Raw genomic sequence first — 18865 nt, 5'->3', positions numbered from 1 at the left:
GACGTTGCGTGTGCCAAAGGGGCAACTGTTGGTCACTCAAGGCCCGCTGGATTGGGTTTCACCACAAGGGAGGATAGATCGTAGCTACACCGCTAGCGCAAGCCGATGTAGCCAAGATGAAGCTGAGCTTGTACAGACCTCAATTTGGACCAGGGACTAATCAATCAGTTAGAAATATCGCCAAACTAACCGACCACCCAGTTATTGAAACATTGCTCGTACCCTCTGATGTGTGTCAGGCAGGTTGGACCTGAGCAAGTACTCGTTCAGCTCAAGACTGTCGCTGACATCTGTGGCGTGCCTGACAGGATGCACAAACTCTGGCGTTCCAATAAGGCCTGGATAGCAGCCAATGGCAACACGCCGGCCGTCCCGCTCTACCAGCAGGGGGATCTCTGGGATCCCGACTGGCGTACAACGGAAACCATCCAATTCGAGGCTTGAGCGAAGTTGGGACAGTGTGGCTACCTGCTCGTCAGGAGAGGAGCAGCTAGGCTTCTCGCCCAACACTGCGTAACGGAGTAGCAGTGCGCCAAGTTTCCGGTCGAGTCTTTTCTGAAGGTGCTGATTGTGAAAATGGTTTAGGCATTCAGTGCAGGAGGTTTCGCACGTGCAGCCTTCCAAAAGCGCAAGAGTCGACTCGAGAATTTCAGGCAAATTCCTAGCTGCGACCTCGGCATACCCTGCTCCTCCTGAAAGGGTGTCATACAAAAAGATGTCGAGCATTCGAGCGTTGTCCTTAAGCGCGGGCTCAATGCGGAAACCAGAACCGAACTCAGCAGGATCCACATCCAATTGCCGGTGCCGGCTTGCAGCAAGTCGAAGCGCTTCCGCTATCGAGTGCAATGCATCTTCGAGCATCTGCAACACGACTACGTCAACCGTGTTTGTTACCAATGGCTCGGCAATCTTTAGCCTCAACAAGAGAAGGTCGGTGCTGAAGTCATGGCCCAGCAGGACTCGCCGGAATGTGCCAGAGCAGCGCGGCGGTGTCCCTTTTGGACCCAGTTGTCGGTATGGACGGTCATGCACTCCCGCCTGCGGTGCATATTGATCGAATACGGTGGCATGCCCACAGTCGACACAAACCGAAAACCCGCCAAGCTGCGAACCTTCCTTACCCCGGTTAACTGTTACCAATGTTCGGTCGGTCGCGTGAGTGAAGCTTGCGTTAGGTCCACACTCGGTGAAGGTAAACACCTCAGGGTCAACAGGTTGAGGAAATTGAGCCATGGTGGCAAAAGTAATGTCCTGCTCACGATCATCCTCTGGAAGATCTTGCGCATTTTCTGGGCCGAATACCTCCGGCAAAATCATGGTTTCCTCCTTTAGTTTGCCACCACATACCGGGCAAATTTCACCATTACCTCCAGCTTTGTTGGGGTCTCGTACAAATGAGCATGCTTCGCAGTGAACATGTTTTTTTGAGTTTTTGAAAAGTGGACGAGCGCGATTCACCTCACCGGCGGGCATATCTGCAAAAACACCTCCCGATCGGTAGGTCTTTTTGTCGATCACGATAAGCCGACCCGGCGCGTACTCGCTAAGGGCTTTAGAAATTGCCTGCTGGGGTCGTTGAAGCGTACGGATCTCCCAATTGCCATTCGAGTTTTTCTTCAGTTCTTCGACCAGGAAGCTGGAGAGACTCGTTGGGAAGGCATAGCTCGGCAACAGCCCATGGAAGAACAGGAACTCCAAAAGCTCCTTCTGCTCAACACCGGTTCCGGGATTTTCATCTACCTCGGCTTCCTCCTCACTAATCTCATCAGACGCGATGGGCGGCGGTACATCTGAAGTGAGCTCGCGCAGAGTCGACAGCAAGCCCTCAACCGTTTCCACTAACCAGTCACCAAGAGTAGAACCGCGAGTGTCCAAGTTAGGCGGCAACCAAGCCAAAACCGAGGCTTTCAGATCCGCATCTGATGCGAGAACTCGACGTGATACCCAGTTCTCGAAGCTCGCTAGATTGAGCCCCGTATCATCGGCACCGTAAAAAAAGTCCTGGGTTAATCCAAGCGCCTTTAAAAGCAATGAGGTTTTTTCTGCGGGAGGATTGGTGCCCTGAGCCATCACTTCATGAAAAAAAGTCTGAACCAGATAGGCATGCACGTGCCTGCGAGCAATCTTCGCATTGTCGACCTTGACCTCAGGAGTCCGTGGAGGGCCGGCGGCGATGTGCTCCGGGTTTAAGAAGTAATGGCTGTCGTGCGGCCCGTTTTGCGAATATGTCACCACGGTGGAGACAGAAGAACCTCGCCGCCCTGCCCGCCCGGCGCGCTGCTGATAGTTCTCGCGTTGAGGAGGCACGTTTCTCAGTGCGACCGCTACCAGTGAGCCAATGTCGACGCCTACCTCCATAGTCGTGGTGCAACTTAGAACATCGATGGGCCTATCCTTGGCGCCAACAAGAACGTCCTGGAACCTCAATTCGTACAACTCAGTGGTTGCATGGACTTTGCTACGGTCCCGATTCGACAGTTGCGCAGTATGCTCCTCCACGCTCAAGTTTGAGAGGCGTGCTCCCGGTTCAAGCGCCTCTTTTACTGGAAGACGCCAGAAACCTTTGCGTGCCGTGACATAGGCGCTCGTCGAGGGGTCGATCAGCACTGCACCTTCACTTCCACAGGACAGACAAATGTTTCCGCCTAGCGCAAATGGCATCAGCGCAGTGCAATCTGGACACTGAATCCAGACGTGGGAAAGATCAATCACGAGGCGCAAAGAATTAGGAGCAAGGAACCACGCACCATCGACTTCATCGGCTAGCTGCCCGCGGAAAGCGGCTTCCACAGCTTCATAGGTGGACGCATCCCAGCCCCAGCGGCTAGCGAGCGCCTCTCTCAAAGCCTTGTCGAACTGTCCCTTACTACCCCAAGCGGGCTTGTAGTATCCAGCGGCCTTATAGCGGTAACCCTTATCGATTGTCGCATCGAAGGCAAAATCCTGAAGCATGGAATCAATCCAGCCAACCGCAAGCGCAAGAAGATCCTCGTCCCCAACTGAAATCCCTGCGTTACTCAGGACCTCCTTCAGCTTTTTGAGCTTTGCTCGCGCAGGCACTACAAAGCCTACGGTCGTACCTGAAAGCGAGTAATAGCTGCCACATAAGAGCTTGAGTAAAGCGATTCGATAACGTGCAGGTGCCTCCTGTGGGTTGAACCTATCCTCCAACGCTTGACCCAAATCAGAGTCGTAGTCACGCTCAAAGACGCTACGCGCATCCTCAATTTTCTTGGCATCCATGCCATCAAATATAGCGAGATCGTGACCAGCTAAAATGGAAAGGAAGGCGAGATACAGCGTCGGCGTTGGTCGAGGTTCTAACCTTTGCTCATCCAATTGCCCACATGCCAGGGCGATAGCCTGACGAAAAACGTCGAGTTCAATATCTCGAGGAATATCTCGCGCCAGACGAGCAGCTTTCTGGCGACCGTCGGAAAAAATGAGAACTTTTCGACCACCATTGGGATGTCTGGCATCGTTAGCACGGCTCGCCGCCTGACGGGCCATCTGAGTCCGAACCAATGTCGTAAACGGTGCTTCGCCCTTCGTAACATGGTCCATGATCTTCGACGGTTCGTCTTTGGAGTTTCTGGTCCTACGGATGCAGACTGGGCAATTATCGAAAGCTACATCAGGACCAACTGCAACCTTATCTGCTACACGGACTTTGCGGAAACCGGTTCCTTCAGTTGGGCATGTCGCAGAAAGGATGCCAGTGGAGATGTGCAGCCACATGTCCCTGTGTCGACTGCGCGGGTGAGCAGTTTCCTCTACGAAAATTTCAACTGGCATAAGGTCCAAGGTTCCACCCTCGGACAATGGCCCGCTTGGCTGATGCCATACAAAATCCATTTCAGCGCTGACATACCCTCGGATAAAGGCGGCGCCACAATCACGGTGGGTTAACAACTCATAGACCCGACCATTGGACTCACAACCGCAATGACTTAATGGTTTAGTGTGAAGGCGGCCAAGAATGGTAGGCCCGCCATGCTCCCCCAAGCGCTTAGAACAGTTTGGGTCCACGCAAGCATAGAGTCCTGGCAATCCGCGATGAAATAAGTGCAGACGGGTCGGAAGCAACACGCGACCATCTGAGCTTCGCTGTGCATGACTACCCAAGGCGAGTAGTGCGTCGGTAGCTTTTTCGGCTGTTTCTAGAGGACATCCCTCAAAAAGAGTTTGGCTCAAAGTCCCTAGCTTGACCGCTTTACCCGACACTAAGGTAATAAGTTTTTCCAGCGGTCCGAAGTCAGTCAGGCTTCGAAACAGCCAGTCGCGAAATGATGAGTGATCGCTTGCATGTGGAGCTTCCCAACCAAGCTGTCCAGCAAGCGCCGCCGCGGCTTTTTGGGCAGAAGGGAGATCATTTGCTGCCTCTTGGAGGGCATCGAGATCAAAGCCCGCCAAGGCATCAATCTGTTCACGGGTAACCGTGTGCACCGAGGAACGCTGCTCGTTCGTCCCCTGAATAACTCTGACCTTGCGGGAGGAGCTTTCCACCAAACCGGTCAAGTCGCGTGCAAATCGTTCACCGTCCGCGACGGCGGTTTCGCCGGCGCCAAGACTCGCACTGGTGAGAATGCAACGCATACGTTCTCGTGGAATTTCCAGGCGGGCACATAGGCGGCGAATGAGAAGCGCGACCTCAGCACCTCCAGCCCCCCTGTACATATGCGCCTCATCCAGAACGAGTATGAACTCGTTCCGGATGTCTTCTTTTAGCCAGTCTCTCGTCTGCTCGAAGATCCCACGCTCAATCGGTCTCATGAGCATGTATTCGAGCATAGAGTAGTTTGTCACTAGCAGTTCAGGACAGCGTGCCTGCATCTCGTGCCGTGTCATGAGCTCACGATCACCAGGCTGAGTTAGCAGCCGCCCCTTCCAATTTTTTGAAACGAATTGATTGCCGATTTTCTTACCGGAGGCGTAGGTTTTGGTCTCAACCGCATCATCCGCGTAAAAAGCATCAAGATCTTTGCTTGGCCAACGGCCAATACGAGCCAGGTCTTTTTGAATGGCCGGGATCTTGGCCACTTTCTTATAAAACTCCTCGAAGAGTGGCTTGATGAACTTCTCGTCTCGTGTGGAAGAGCGCTGCCCCGGGTATGGGGTCCTGCCGGTATAGCTGCCGAAGCGGATCGGTGTTTTTCTGCCGTTCGACAGCATTTTCGCTGCATCAGGGTTACCGAGTATGCGACGGATACGTGCGAGTTGGTCATTCACCAGGGCGTTCATGGGGTACAGCAATATCGCCCTACAACCCGGCAAAGCAGCAGATTCAGGTCTCTCGGCGCCTTCTACTGCTAGTTTCCCAATGACCGGCATCAAAAAGCTCTCTGTTTTCCCCGAGCCCGTACCGGTTGCCACCACCAGGTCCGCAGCCTCATCGCCGAGGAATGAGGTGAGCGCCTGTGATTGGTGCTCATACGGCAGAGGGTAAAGGCCAAGTCCCATCACCGATAATTTGGTCAATGCGTCAGAGGCAGCCTGTGGTATTGGCAAGTCTTCGTAGGGAGTTCCCACTTTGTAGACCGGCGTTGACTCCACATATGGGGTTTGAGCAATAGTTTCATTCGTTTGGAGAAGCGCGCGTCGCTCCCTGACGAGACCTTCATCGAGAATATGATACTGAGCCTCGATATATTGCCTTAGGCTATCAGCCAAGCTGCTCGCGGTCTCATGGACGCCTGCCGCTTCAGTCAACGTGGACTTCACACTCATTGGTTCCCTCCTTCTGCGCCGCAGCGCTCATCCAAAACCACGCCTAACCCGTCGAGCGCAGCGCGCACGATGGATAGCATTTCTAAAGGTAAAACGTGATACGTCACGCCTGGGTGCTCGCCTTCAGGCGTAGGTATTTGCCAACCCAGTAAAAGCACTCGGGCTTCCTGGGGGGGTAACCGACGTTCTAATCGAAGTTTTACAAAGCCCTGAGAGGTCACCGCCTTGACTCTCATGGGCCGACCAGCTTGGGCGTCTAAATGAAAGCGGAGTCGTCTAGCATCCTGAAAGTCGAGAGAGGCCATTTTGCGAATGCGCCCACGGAAATAATCCCCAATGAAATGTAAAGCCACCGGACCTGTCTGGCATTTTGAAAGAAAAACCCCTCCAGCGTTGGGCAGTTCCGCCAAGGCGCCCCATCTACCTTTATCGTAAATCGCAATGTCACCCAATTCGCCGGGCACATCGGTGAACCGCAACTTCATCGTTTCTATCAGTCGGACAGACCAAGCCTCGAGCCCTTCGACAGGAGCACCAATCCACTCGCTAGCATCCCATACGTCGATCCAATCATTACAGGCGACTGCATCGACAAGTCGCACCCTGCCTGCGGCTTGCGTCTGGATGGTGTGAGGGAGAGTCTCTATGGGACCGCCGCCTAATATCACTGCGCTGTCATTGGCCGCTTTGATGGCATGTGCTGGTGGCGTCAGCCAGCTTCCGCCTTGAAGTCTGACCAAGTCACCCAACTCGCCTAAACTATTCAAGACCGACAGCACTCCAGGCCGCGCATCCTTATCCTCTGCGAGATCTGGCCAAAGTGGTGATAATCGCCTTCGGACCATACTGGTCAAACTAAGGGAGGCAGTGGGCTCCCAAGTGCCATTGCCAGCGACCGGTGCAGACGCGAGGTACGACGCCGCTCGCAGACACTCGGCTATCGCAGCGATACGAAGCCCTTCCCCCCCTACCCTGCAACGAATACTTACCGCGAGAATTTTTTGCGCTCCTTCGCGGGACATCGCCTGCCACTTCATCTGCGTCCCCTCAGGTCTCTGCCTCGGCTTGCAATTCGGCCAACATCCGGCCCGCGATACGAGCAATATCCTCAACGGGACCGGCTGCTGCCTTTGCCCATGGGAGAGCCCACAACGTCAATACCGAATGCAGGTCCTCTTCTGATGACCCGCCGGGGATAGTCCGCAGACGTGAGTAGGCACGGTCGGCCATCCTTTTCCAAAGATTGCCGGGGACAAACGAGCTCTCTTCTATGAGTTCCTTCAGCTCAGAGACAAGTGCCCGCGGTGAATCATCGTCAAAGCCGTCAATCTGATCCCAAGAATTGCGCACTAGGTGGCCAAACTTGAGCTCCGGTAACTTGGCGGATACCCCACGCATAGAAAAATTATCCGTATCAAAAACCGGACCGATCTCCGCGAGCGTGCCGCCATCGGGGAACGTGGCAGGGCCCTGTGTCCACGCGGCTATCAACGAGAGACGTTGGTAGCTTGGCAGTGAGAATTGGCGGCGCGTAACGACGTCTCGAATCGCGGTACCGTACACCTCAAAAGCTGAACGGTTTGCTCCCTTCATCAGCAAACAACCAGACGTTTCCGTGACCACTTCTAAACAATCAATCGCCGCCTCATCGGATACTAATCCGACCGGTACACGCCATTCATGAAACGTTTGACCGCCAATGGCTGCTGCCACGGCATCTGCCACTAAATCAGAAATCGAACCCGAGAACTGGACCATCTGCCCCGCGGACAGCGCTGCTAATATCTGGCGAGCTGTGGCAATTGCTGCTCCTTTCATAACTCCGCAAGCCTGAAGGTTGCATGCAATCAGCTCACAGGCGCCTTCTACAGAGTGGATCTCTACAATAGGTCCCGGTGACTCAACTTCAAAAAGCCGAACCTGTGGTTTGGTCGCCGTGCCATTGCCTCCCTTTGCAACGGCTGCTTCTAGAATATCGATCCGCTCAGCCAAGTGACCGACTGCCGTGACGGCGTGGTTCCACTCGAGCTCCTGCGCACAGAGAGCATCGATTGATTGCTTGAGCGCTGAAACCTCCGCTTGAGTTTTGTCCCACGCGCGGCTCTGTTCTGTAAGAGCCTCCAAACTGTGCTGGAACTGATCGGCTCGCGCGTCGGCGGCGGCGATTCCTTCTGTGATCTTTTGCCTTGCGGCGTCGACAACCTCTTCCAATCCACTGGCACGCTCAGCAATACGTTCGAGTGCAGCCCGAAATTCTTTAACGTCACCCTGACTTTTTTCGACACTCGAGACGACGTCTGCAATGCCTTTAGCCAGAGTGTCCGTCTCGGACTCAAGTTGATCAATTCGCTCCGCCACCTCTTCTGCCGCGGCTTCAGCAATTTCGAAGTAACCTTCAATCTTATGCAACCGCCCCGGAAGCGCGTCGATCATAAGGTCACGAGCTAGCGTCGATGCTGGACGAAAGCGTCCGAGTGCGACTTGGGCTTCGGGACTATCTGCAAAGCCACTGAAGTCCAACAGACGTTCCAGATTCTCCCTGGCTGCGTCAGGGAACAGTTCCGCCAGGCCGGTTAAAAAAACGGGGCCAGCGTCCGGTGTAAGCGATGAAATGTCACTTGCAGGAAAAGCTGGACCCAATCGGCTCTTTCCCCACGCCTCCCAAAGATTGGCGAACGTGTTCCAATCGGCAGCTCCTTTCTGCCCAGGCTGAGTGTGAATGAGGTGCCCGACCAAACGCTTTTGTTTTTCCTTGAACTCGGGGGGCGATCCTCGACGGAAACCCTGGATTGCCGGCTGGCGCTCATAAAATATTCTACGAATACCATGAGGAATCTCCTCAATGAATTCAGTAATCGCAATTTGTCCGAACGCAGAGATACGATCCCTTGCCTCCTGGCTATATTGGTAGCTCATATGAGACTCCTTCCCCTAGCTGTTTGAGCTCAAAGCCGCGGGCGAGGACGTCCTTCACCAGCGTACGGTAATTCGGAATAAGTTGTGGATGGGGTCTCAAGCTAGCGAAGGTTCTAACCAGCGCATAGTCATCGGAAACCGCAGCGATTGGGCCACCTGGTTGCAACTGAACCATAAAGCTGAGCAGCCTGGATCGAAGCGAGGGCCCCAGGGTAACGAAGGTCTCGCTGATAGGTCTGCTGGAAAGATCGCCGACAACGTGCAACCGCCCGAATCCACCGAAGTTGATGTCGACGTAGCATGTTGGGTCCACCAGGTGCGCAATGAGCAGGTTCTGCACTTCTGGTGGAAGAAGGCGCTGATGCTGGCTGTGTTCAGACACTGTGTCGCCGGAAAAAAGTAAGATCTCACTGCGCTGAGAGGACTTGTCGGCAATAAGTCGCCCATTACAGCCGGGTGGCATGGAGAGATACTCAAGCGTCATTGTCTGAGCTCTGGCAGCCATGACAAAGGTCCCGCATTTTTTTTGGTGCAAAGGGACTACGTGTCGTTTCAACTCCCGGTCTCTAAATGCAATCTCTACCGCCGGCAACTTTTGATTTCGGCGTAGCGAAAGTGTGCAAGAGACAAATTTCTCGATGTCGGGGTAGTCCGCCTTTGCGACTCGGAAGTCTTGGGTTTTCTCGGTTGCCAAAACAAAGAACGCTGGTGACTTTTCGATCCCAGTGGCAGAAAGGCGCTCTCCTCCTCCGTACACTTGCATTGTCGGCCCCCTGTCCTGCTGTCCGACCGGCATCATCTGTGTCGACAGCAGTACCCTAGGCGACTCAAGGCACTCAATAGCGTTAACGCTCGAATTTCTCGTAAGAAACGGCCATATCGGGGTAATGGAGGGGGCGGGTGGACTTACGAGCAGCCCCGTAAAATTGCGAAGCCATTCCATGCATTCTTCAGAGGGCTTTTCCGGGATGGTGGCAAGAGCCAGGCCCCAGCCCTGCCTGCTCTGAAACCTATCGAGTACGAGTTCATCAGGAAAAACTGGAGCGGCATTTTCACTCCACAAAAAAGCGTATGTTTCCCAACCTCTGAGCTCCTGCGCTCGGGGAAATCCAGTTGCGCCTTCGCGCCCTGACGCTGAAAAGACAGCAGCTCCCAAGGATGGTAGTCCAGGACACTCGCGATCCACACTGGCCATAAAAGTAGGATCAGCATGGTCGCTATAGGACACTATGCGATAGTTTTCGACGGACAATTCAGCCGTCACCCGAGACCCCTTGGCCATACCGCGCATATCTAAGTGCTGAAGCCTTCCTCCCACGTCGATTGTGACGGTGGCGTCACACACTCGACATGCAGGTATCGCCAACTCTAGCCACCAGGCAGCACGCTGCCCTCTGGTAATCATCAGGCGCAGATCCATCCGTCGCCTCATCACGGTGGCGAAAACACTACCTTCTGAGTTATGGCCGTATTGGCTCGGGATAAAGTTTTCGCACTCTGGTGATCCCCAACCGGGCCAGTGGCCAAAGTGTTTTTTTTGTTTGGCTCCCGAGCGAAAAATCACCATCGCTTTACAGCACGGGCAAATGAACAACCCAATCCCCGACGACTGAGCAGCGGACTCTAGCTTGTTCGACAGTTTATTAACGGCGTATTCCAACGCACTTCCCCTTGCGTCCCTAGTACCCGCAACTGTTGCCTAGCATCACTTCTCGCTTAACCTCGGTGCGAAGAATTTGAGCTTGACTACCAAACAAATCAATCAGGTCCGTCGGCGTCCAGCCTCGGTATTCCGGTGTACTCCTGGAGCGCGGGATCATCCATCGATCCAACGCCAGGCCGGAAATTTCGCTTACAGACAGAAGCGAACTTACGTCAGGCTTACCCTTCCCAGACTGCAAGATTTTAGTTGCATTGGATGCAAGCTGACAGATGAAGACCTCACGCTGAATACCGTGGCGCATCAAATCATCCTTGAACCCTAATGCCGTAAGCGCAGCGCGTGTGGTCCGCAAGCGCCAGTTGGGCCCCTGCCCATAACCATGCTGGTCGGCGTATGTATGGTCGATGTGACGCAGGTAGTCACGCATCTCCATGAACAACCAATCGGGGATGTGAAAATGCCCCCAGCCGCCGGTATAACCAATTGGCTTAAGATATTGAGTGCCATCCAGCTTCAGCCGGTTATAGACCGAGGATCGTCCCATCGATGATGTCGTGACGATAGACAGTAGGCGAGCCTTCTTTTCTGCCTGCGAGATGATCCCTGTCGAGGTGCCATAGGCCTTCGCAAAATCGTCGTAAATATCACGGCTACGAAGCAAGCACGCAATCAACTTCCCTCCAAGGAGCGAGTTGTAAGGTGGGATCGCCCCAAGAACATAGGCATCCATCAGATTGACTAGTCGAGCCCCCCTGTCATGGATATCCCAGCCAATGAATTTGTCTCTAACACCCAGATTGAAAACAGGATCACCGATCGCGATAAGCCCCATGAGCTTGCCGTTGCTTTCATCCCAAACCAGGTAACGCAGACGCCTGCCGAAACCGTTTGAAACCGGCACAGACCAAGACAAGGCCGCGAGCCTGAATAAATCGCCTTGCCAAGTCTCTGAGGAAACCCGCTCCAAAACAGGAGAAATCTTCTCAGGGTTCACATCTTTGCCCGATGCAAAAAACTGCATCAGCTTACCCCCAGCCCTCGACACGAATTTCTCACTCGCGAGAAGTCGCTCTTCACGCTGGGCGCTGTGAAGGGTTCGAATTGCGTCTTTGGTGTTACCCGGGGCACGTAAAGCCCCCTCATCCGTTTTAGTGAAGCCTAAGGAGTGCAGGTGTTCACGCAGCTTTCTCTTGAGGTTCGCTTCCCGGGGATTGACCCCAATGATGATTGCATCGCCTTTTGGCATTAGCTGCTTCCTGCTCAATACTCTTCCAATTGAGCTCTTTAAAAATAAAGGGCTCGGGTTCCGGTACTAATACACGAATGATGCTAGTGGTTTTAGCAAAACGTAGGTCGTGGAGTTGCAAAGCAATGTGTGCATGGACAGCTAGTGAGCACACACTAGCCAGCCATATCGATCAGCGTCAGCATGCCCGTTATGGCGTTCAAAATGTCACTGCCCCAAGCGTTCAAGCTGCAGTTCGCTAGGTCGGCAAATCGTACAGTTCTGTCGTGCTTATAGAAAGGCTACTGACGCTAAACACCCCGTAGTGGCAGCCCGAGCTAGTCGCTGGTGCGATTTGCTCTAGCGCCCTCGCCCCTTGATAAAGGCCACTTGCCATTATTTCACTTTCAAGGAAAAACTGCTCCCTATTCGACTACCTAAATCAGTCGGTTGGAGAATTTAGACCGACCGCGCTTCACGTTGGACGACGCCCAGCAATACCTCAAGCGTCTGGTTTGGCTCAAGGACCAGGAAACTCTCAGCGATCAACGTCAGCGGGTGTACTTGCAGAACGGAGGCCAGTTCCACCACTTTCTCGAGCGTTGGACATTTCTGTCCCCGCTCCAGGGTGCTGAGGTAGGTCCTACTGCTCACGTCCGAAAAGTCCTCTTGCGTCAGCCCGCACTCTAGGCGACGCGCTTTTAAAGCCTTCCCAAAGGCCTGTTTCAGTTCCATTTGCATCACTCACAAAAGGAACGATGAAGCCTTTTTGAACACTTTAGAGCTACAATCTATAGGGTTCGTTTTGTGAGGGCAGTACGATGTTTTTTACCCAGCCAGCCGCAGAACTCCAACCGCCATTACCGTTTGACCGACACATCAAGCGCTGGAGCGTCATCGAACGGGAACTCAGCGATCCCTGGTTTCATGTGTGCATCAAGATGACGGAAGAAAAAATGGAGTTCGAGCGAACCCTGCTGGTCTCCGACGTGGGGTATTTGGAGAGAGTACTCAATGAAGTCGCGCCGTTTGGCTCGGTGTTCTCGGTAATGGTCATGACCCCACCTTGGATGAATGCTTCGACACATTGGCGTCTGGAGCACGTGCTGGTCATCACCACCATACCCGGCGATCAATCAGGGCAACCCCACGTTCGCCTGACCGTGGAGCATGGGAAGACCTACGACCTGCTTCGTTGCAAGAAGGTCGAGAACGCGGGGGTAATGCCACAATGTATCTACTTAGCCCCACAGCTAGATGGCACTACATAACACTGATGAAACACTTTCGAACACCCGCCTCATCGATATCGCCTATTCAAAGGCCGTGCGGGTGATTGCACAGATTTGCCCAACCATCTGTCGGAGCCTCGTGAGCCTGCTCGCTCCCACTGGGGTTCAGTGTCGTTCCTGATTTTCCTGCACCGTCACCGTGGCCGTTGTCCCCGCGCGCAGTTTGTCTTTGCCGGGGTAATCGGCATCGATCTTTATGCGTACCGGCACCCGCTGCGCCAGTTTGACCCAGGTGTAGCTGGGGTTGATGTTGGCCAGCAGCCGTCCCCCGGGCAGGTTTTCCCGGTCGGCGATGGCGAAGGCAATACTTTGCACGGTACCGGAAAATTTCTCCCCACTCATCAGTTCGATATCGACCCGATCGCCCTCGCCGATTCGCGGCAGCTTGGTTTCTTCGAAGTACCCGCTGATATAAAACGATTTACTGTCAACCAACGCCACCAGCGGACTTCCTGCAATGGCGTAGTCGCCCTGGCGGGTCAGCAGATTGGTGACGTAACCGCTGATCGGCGATTCAACCCGGGTGCGTTCTAGGTCGTGCTCGGCCTCAGCCAGTGCGGCGATTGCCAGTTGCACATTGGCCTGGGCAAAGCCCAGGTTGGCCTGATTACGCAGCAGATCAGCTTGGGCTACCGACATTTCGGTGTTGGCTTTTTCCCACTCTTCGCCGGAAATCGCCGAGCGCTCCTTGAGAGTCCGCCGGCGAATTTCTTCGCTTTGACGTTGTTTGAGTAGCGCCTGGCTGGCAACAATGGTTGCTTGCGATTGCCCCAATGAAGCTTTCGCCACCTCCACCGAACGGGATGCATGGTCCACCGCTAAGGCGTAGCGCGAAGGATCGATTTCCAGCAGCAACTGCCCCTTGTCCACATACTGGTTATCTTGCACGTTGAGTTTGACGATGCGCCCCGCAACATCGGCGGATAGCGTTACCACATCGGCACGTACTCGCGCATCACGAGTCCAGGGCGATCGAGTGTAATACTCCCAAGCAAACCAACCGAGTAGGAGCGCCAACCCTACAACGGCTAACGTTACCAGTTGTGAAACGGTTCTCTTTAGATTCATGAGACACCCATCACCAAAATTACCACCGCGCACACCCAAGCATAGAGCGTCCCTTTAAACAAAGCTTAATGCCAGTCCAACCTCAGCATACCGATCCGACGCAACGACCTGTTTGGCGTAGGATCGACCGTAAGCAATGGGATGGACTCCTCCTCACCTCGGCATCTTGAGTGCCAGACTGAAGGTGCGAACCACAGTCAACCGTGAGAAGGAGTCCACACATGAAGCTTATGCGCATTGGGGTCGACCTGGCCAAGAACGTGTTTCAAATCCACTGCGTGGATTGTCATGAACAACCCATCTGGCGGCAATGCCTACCGCGTGATCGCTGGCTGCAAACGGTGCTGGAGAAAATCGAACCCGGCTGTGAAATCGGTATGGAGAGTTGCGGTGGAGCCCATCATTGGGCGCGACAACTACAGGCACGCGGATTTCGGGTGAGACTGATCGCGCCTCAGTTCGTCAAACCGTACGTCAAGAGCAACAGGAATGACGCCAACGATGCCGAAGCAATCTGCGAGGCAATGAGCCGCCCCAGCATGCGCTTCGTCGCCATCAAGACGATTGAGCAACAGGATATCCAGGCGACGCATCGCATCCGAGCCGGCTTGATCGAACAGCGGACGGCCAAAGCCAATCAGATCCGTGGCCTGGTTGCCGAGTACGGCCTCGTCGCTCCGAAAGAGTTGCTGATGCTACGTCGTGCCATACCGTGCTGGTTGGAAGAGGCGGATAACGGTTTGACGGTACGTTTTCGTCGTCTGCTGGATGGCTTGTGGGGCGACCTTCGCACACTGGATGAACGCGTGGGCGAACTCGACAGCGAGATATCGGCAATCGCGGTAAGTGAACCAACGGCCGTTCGCTTGCAGCAACTGCGCGGGGTCGGCCCGATGATAGCCACCGCACTCGTTGCTGCCATTGGTGATGCCCGACAGTTTGCCAATGGCCGGCAGTTGGCCGCCTCGTTAGGGCTGACGCCGAGGCAACACAGCTCCGGCGGCAAGGATCGACTGCTGGGCATCAGCAAACGTGGCGATGCTTATCTGCGAACGCTGATGATCCATGGTGCACGTTCGGCACTACGCACGGCCAAATTTAAAGATGACCGGCTCAGCCAGTGGGCTGTCCGTTTAGCTGAGCGCTCACATCCTAATGTGGCGGCTATTGCGCTAGCCAACAAAACTGCGCGCATGGCTTGGGCGATGCTACGCAACGGCACTGATTACCAACCGGATCGGGCAGCGGCCTGACCCATTTATCCAAGGAGAAGCACCTCTACACCACGATTGCGAAGCACCCCGAACAATGGCAAACCGGTCGAACCGGCGTCGGAAAAACCCTCTAATGACCAGGTGCGTAAAGCACGTAAAAGCAATTGGGAGCCGACGCGCGAATAGCCCATCATGGCCCTGCATCGAATCGATGCTGAAATCAGAGGCCGAATATACGTGTGCAGTCGGCACGGGCGCCAAAGCGAAGGGGGCTTGCAACGAGGAGGAGTCCATATACGGTCATTGGATTTCGGGCTTAGTTGCACAGTGTCCTAGCTTTGCTGCTTTTTATCTGATTGAGGGTGACACTCGGTGTCATGCACGCCAGTATGACCTCATTCAACTGTGCGAGAGTTATCCGCCACTGGTAATAACCTCTGTTTCATCGTCATGCGATCCACCATTCGAATTTCAGAAGCGAGCTGCCGCTCGTCGGCAAGTCACGTGGAAGGCAATCAACCGCGCCAAAGAACGCCCCAGCAAAAAATCGAGGAAATCCAATGTCGGCTCCTTATTTAAAAACTGTCTCAACGCGCATATCATTGATCTTTATATATTTTTTTCATTTGAGACAGTCGTAAGTCCATATAAAAAGTGGTCGCTGTCCACCAGCGCCAACAATGGACCGCCGGCCGTGGCGTAGTCGCCCTCCCGGGTCAACAGGTTGGTGACAAAGCCGGTCACCGGGGAGACGACCTGAGTGCGCTGCAAATCGAGCTCGGACTGGGTCAAGGCCGCGATGGCCAGTTGTACGTTAGCTTGCGCCAACACCAGGTTGGCCTGATTGCGCAGCAAGTCAGCCTGAGCCACCGACACATCGGTACTGGCCTTCTCCCATTCTTCGCCGGAAATCGCCGATCGGTCCTTGAGCGTGCGTCGCCGTAGCTCCTCGCTCTGGCGTTGCTTGAGCAACGCTTCACTGGCGCTGATCGCCGCCTGGGCCTGCCCGAGCGAAGCTTTCGATACCTCGACGGCACGCCTGGCATGCTCCACCGCCAGCGTGTAACGCGCCGCATCGATCTGCAGCAGCGTCTGGCCTTTGTCCACGTGTTGGTTGTCCTGCACGGACAGGCTGACGATTCGCCCCGAAACATCGGCGGACAAGGTCACCACATCGGCACGCACCCGGGCATCCCGGGTCCAGGGCGCACGGGTGTAGTGTTCCCAGGCGAACCAACCCAGGATGACGGCCAGCAGCACCACCGCTACGGTCGAGAGTCGGGAAAGGATGTTCTTCAAGGCATCAGGCTCCCATCACCAGAATCAACGTGGCGCAGACGCAGACGTACAACGCACCTTCGAACAACGCCTCATGCCAGACAAACTGCAGCACACCAAGGCGTCGCAACGTCCAGTCCAGCAGCAGAAATATCGGCAAGCCCAGCAGCAGCGCCTGGGCAATCGGGGGCAGATAGGCCCCCCCTACTTCCAGATCAATGGGCAAGGACAGGTTCTCCTTCAAGGCCTGCGGGTTGAAAGCAACCGCGATACCGCTCGACGAACGACACCACGATCAGCAGCGCCACGCGCATACGGAATACTGACCACAGGTGCTCATGAACATCGGTATGCAAGGCATCCAGTTCGTCGCCCAGGGTGCGCAGGCTATCGAGCACATGCGCCACTTCGACCCCGGGTCGACCGGCGACCAGTCTTCCTGTTTCCCGAACAGTCGAGAACAGGCGACTTTGCAGGTCCGGACTCAGCAGTGCGTTGTTCTGCCCCTGTTGCCTGAGCTGGTTCAAGGCAATACCCAGTGCCATGCAGCCCAGGCTGACCTGAAACCACTCTCGCGATTGTGGATCCCGGGTTGCCGGCAGCAGCCCCAGCATCATGGTCAGGCGATCGACCATGCGGCTCTCGAAAGCAAACTGCTGTTCATCGGTCGCCGAGGTCTTCAGCAAGGCATACACCTGCTCGCAGGTTTCTTTGTAGAGCCTGCCCATGCGCAGATCCGGCCGGAATGGAAAGATCAGCGCGTAGACACTCAGCGCCAGCACCGTCGCACAGGTATAGGCCCCGGCGAACTCGAACCACTGGATCGCGGTGTTTTGGCCGATCCCCACATTCAATGGGCCGAGCAACAGAAAGGTCGTGAGCCCCAGGCCAATGCCGGTTCCCGTAGTGGGTGGACTGGCAAGCCCCACCGCAACGGCGTAGAGCAAGGGTGCCAGCAGCAAGGCAAGCATCTCGAAATTGCTGATCATCGGCACAAACATGAATTGCAGCAGCGCCGAGGCCACCAGCGCCAGTCCGAATCCCCGCGCATAGCTTTGAACGGCCAGTAGCGGCCGGGGAAAGGTCGACATCAGCGAACAAAGGATGCCCACCAGCACCATCCCGCCTCGCGCACCGTCCCAGCCGGTTTCGATCCAGATCAAGCCAGCGATCAACAACGCGGAAAAGGCCCGGATGGCATTCATGGTCGCCAGGGTGAAATCCAGGTGCAGCGGGTTTTCCCGCCCGCGAAACACGCTGCTGGCGGGACGACCGCTCTGGATCGCATCACTCAGTTCCAGAATCTGTTCGAGTTGCTGCAGCAGGCGCGCCTGCTCCCACCGCAGCGACCAGGCCAGCGAGCGCAGGGTGGCCGGCAGCGGCTCGGTCAATTGTTCGGCCCGGTAGGCCAGTTCATCGAAGCGTTGTTGCAGCGACGTGAAGCGATGGCGCTTGTCGCTGGACAGCGAACGTCCTTCCTGTGCCAGTTCATCGAGAAAGTCCAGTTCTTCGGCCCGCAGCCGTTGAATCTCTTCAGGCAGCTCGCCTTCCCAGCGTTCGGTCAACAACAGGCGCTGGTGGCGCAAGGCGGTCAGTCGTGCGGTCAGAAGCACCAACTGGTTGCCCAGCAGTTGCACAAGACCGTTGGCACTGCGTAACCGTGGCGCATCGAAGTACATGTGCCGGCGCACGCCCTCCAGACCGCTGATCTGGCCCAACAGCTGCATTTGCCGCTGCTGGAAATCGGCTTCGCTCTCTTCGGTGCGGATGACGGCGCTGGCATGGGTGGCCAGCAGCCGGGTGATCTGATCGATCCTGGCGAAGTAGTCCCGGGCCACGGCTTGCGGCCTTGCGGTGAGCAGGCTGACCACGCATACACAGGCCACCGCCAGCAGCGTCTCGGTGACGCGGGTCACCGCCAGCAGGAACATGCCGTCCTGGTCCGGCACCGCCAGCAAGGCCACCACCACCGCGGTGTAGCCGCTGAGGACGAATGCCTGGGAACTGGTATAGCGCAACAAAGTGCCACCGGCGGTGCACAACGCCAGCCATAACGCCAGGGTGGTGATGAACGGCAGCGGCGCCTGGGGAAAGATCGCCATGATCAACACGGCCACGGCCGCGCCCAACGTGGTGCCGATCACCTGGCCAAAACTGCGCGCCAGCACCATGCCGCCCAGTGGCTGGCTGATGATGACAACGGCCATGATCGACCACTTGGGCTGGTCCAGATCGAACAGAAATGCCAGGTACAGGGTCAACAACCCGGCCGTGATGGTTCGCAAGGCAAACAGCAACACCCCGGGGCCGGGGTGGAGCATGGCTTTGAAGTATTGCAGTAGCGCTTGCATGGGAAGGCTCGTCCAGACATCTCCTGCAAGCGTAGTCATTGGGGCGACGCCTCGACAGGTTTTGCTGTCGACACCACTTGCAGGCCCTTTGAATCGTCAGTGCAGGTCGCCAGGGTTTGACTCAAAGCCCG

General features: G+C 55.5%; 11 protein-coding genes and 1 pseudogene. 2 read left to right on the top strand and 10 right to left on the bottom strand.

Features of this window, described 5'->3' with window-relative positions:
- Positions 1 to 201: 201 nt before the first annotated feature.
- From CAG47_RS21625 to CAG47_RS21600, 6 genes are all read right to left on the bottom strand, one after another.
- A complete protein-coding gene (locus CAG47_RS21625; RefSeq protein ID WP_085727209.1) occupies positions 202 to 5727 on the bottom strand; it encodes a DEAD/DEAH box helicase in 5526 nt (1841 codons plus the stop codon).
- A complete protein-coding gene (locus CAG47_RS21620; protein ID WP_177409052.1) occupies positions 5724 to 6494 on the bottom strand; it encodes a hypothetical protein in 771 nt (256 codons plus the stop codon). Before CAG47_RS21620 ends, CAG47_RS21625 begins: the two co-directional genes overlap by 4 nt.
- 280 nt (positions 6495 to 6774) lie before the next feature.
- Positions 6775 to 8643 carry a hypothetical protein gene (locus CAG47_RS21615; RefSeq protein WP_085727205.1) on the bottom strand — a complete coding sequence of 623 codons (1869 nt, stop codon included), beginning with the start codon at positions 8641 to 8643 and terminating at the stop codon, positions 6775 to 6777.
- Positions 8627 to 10063, bottom strand: coding sequence for a hypothetical protein (locus CAG47_RS21610; RefSeq protein ID WP_085727203.1), 1437 nt, complete (start codon positions 10061 to 10063; stop codon positions 8627 to 8629). The genes CAG47_RS21615 and CAG47_RS21610 overlap by 17 nt, the downstream gene beginning before the upstream one ends.
- A gap of 259 nt (positions 10064 to 10322) precedes the next feature.
- Complete coding sequence (locus tag CAG47_RS21605) at positions 10323 to 11552, bottom strand: Druantia anti-phage system protein DruA (protein WP_085727201.1); 1230 nt, start codon at positions 11550 to 11552, stop codon at positions 10323 to 10325.
- 438 nt (positions 11553 to 11990) lie between these two features.
- Entirely contained in the window at positions 11991 to 12266 is a 276-nt protein-coding gene (locus CAG47_RS21600; RefSeq protein WP_085727199.1) for a helix-turn-helix domain-containing protein, read from the bottom strand.
- Positions 12267 to 12352: 86 nt separating this feature from the next.
- Here CAG47_RS21600 and CAG47_RS21595 point away from each other — a divergent pair, with 86 nt between their 5' ends.
- Positions 12353 to 12802: a hypothetical protein gene (locus CAG47_RS21595; RefSeq protein ID WP_085727197.1), complete on the top strand. Its 450-nt coding sequence runs from the start codon at positions 12353 to 12355 to the stop codon at positions 12800 to 12802.
- 126 nt (positions 12803 to 12928) lie between these two features.
- Here the strand turns inward: CAG47_RS21595 and CAG47_RS21590 are convergent, their stop codons facing one another.
- Positions 12929 to 13891 carry an HlyD family secretion protein gene (locus tag CAG47_RS21590; protein ID WP_085727195.1) on the bottom strand — a complete coding sequence of 321 codons (963 nt, stop codon included), beginning with the start codon at positions 13889 to 13891 and terminating at the stop codon, positions 12929 to 12931.
- Positions 13892 to 14112: 221 nt separating this feature from the next.
- On the opposite strand from CAG47_RS21590, the gene CAG47_RS21585 reads away from it, so the two are divergent.
- Positions 14113 to 15144 (top strand): IS110 family transposase, encoded by a 1032-nt coding sequence (locus tag CAG47_RS21585; protein ID WP_085727192.1) that lies wholly within the window; start codon positions 14113 to 14115, stop codon positions 15142 to 15144.
- 612 nt (positions 15145 to 15756) lie between these two features.
- On the opposite strand, the pseudogene CAG47_RS21580 reads toward CAG47_RS21585, so the two are convergent.
- The 3 genes and pseudogenes from CAG47_RS21580 to CAG47_RS21570 form a co-directional block, all read right to left on the bottom strand.
- Positions 15757 to 16404 (bottom strand): annotated as a pseudogene (locus CAG47_RS21580) (HlyD family secretion protein); the annotation flags it as partial.
- Positions 16405 to 16408: 4 nt separating this feature from the next.
- A complete protein-coding gene (locus tag CAG47_RS21575) occupies positions 16409 to 16609 on the bottom strand; it encodes a DUF1656 domain-containing protein (RefSeq protein ID WP_008001544.1) in 201 nt (66 codons plus the stop codon).
- Positions 16599 to 18734: an FUSC family protein gene (locus CAG47_RS21570; protein ID WP_085727190.1), complete on the bottom strand. Its 2136-nt coding sequence runs from the start codon at positions 18732 to 18734 to the stop codon at positions 16599 to 16601. Before CAG47_RS21570 ends, CAG47_RS21575 begins: the two co-directional genes overlap by 11 nt.
- Positions 18735 to 18865 lie beyond the last annotated feature (131 nt).

The sequence above is a fragment of the Pseudomonas sp. R37(2017) genome, assembly GCF_002113375.1.
Taxonomy (GTDB): domain Bacteria; phylum Pseudomonadota; class Gammaproteobacteria; order Pseudomonadales; family Pseudomonadaceae; genus Aquipseudomonas.
The sequence above is the reverse complement of the archived record's forward strand: the minus strand, read 5'-3'. Positions and strand labels throughout refer to the sequence as shown.

Coding starts and splice junctions, on each gene's coding strand:
- CAG47_RS21625 (WP_085727209.1), bottom strand. CDS start 5,727: ATGAGTGTGAAGTCCACGTTGACTGAAGCGGCAGGCGTCCATGAGACC.
- CAG47_RS21615 (WP_085727205.1), bottom strand. CDS start 8,643: ATGAGCTACCAATATAGCCAGGAGGCAAGGGATCGTATCTCTGCGTTC.
- CAG47_RS21610 (WP_085727203.1), bottom strand. CDS start 10,063: ATGGATCTGCGCCTGATGATTACCAGAGGGCAGCGTGCTGCCTGGTGG.
- CAG47_RS21605 (WP_085727201.1), bottom strand. CDS start 11,552: ATGCCAAAAGGCGATGCAATCATCATTGGGGTCAATCCCCGGGAAGCG.
- CAG47_RS21600 (WP_085727199.1), bottom strand. CDS start 12,266: ATGGAACTGAAACAGGCCTTTGGGAAGGCTTTAAAAGCGCGTCGCCTA.
- CAG47_RS21595 (WP_085727197.1), top strand. CDS start 12,353: ATGTTTTTTACCCAGCCAGCCGCAGAACTCCAACCGCCATTACCGTTT.
- CAG47_RS21590 (WP_085727195.1), bottom strand. CDS start 13,891: ATGAATCTAAAGAGAACCGTTTCACAACTGGTAACGTTAGCCGTTGTA.
- CAG47_RS21585 (WP_085727192.1), top strand. CDS start 14,113: ATGAAGCTTATGCGCATTGGGGTCGACCTGGCCAAGAACGTGTTTCAA.
- CAG47_RS21570 (WP_085727190.1), bottom strand. CDS start 18,734: ATGCAAGCGCTACTGCAATACTTCAAAGCCATGCTCCACCCCGGCCCC.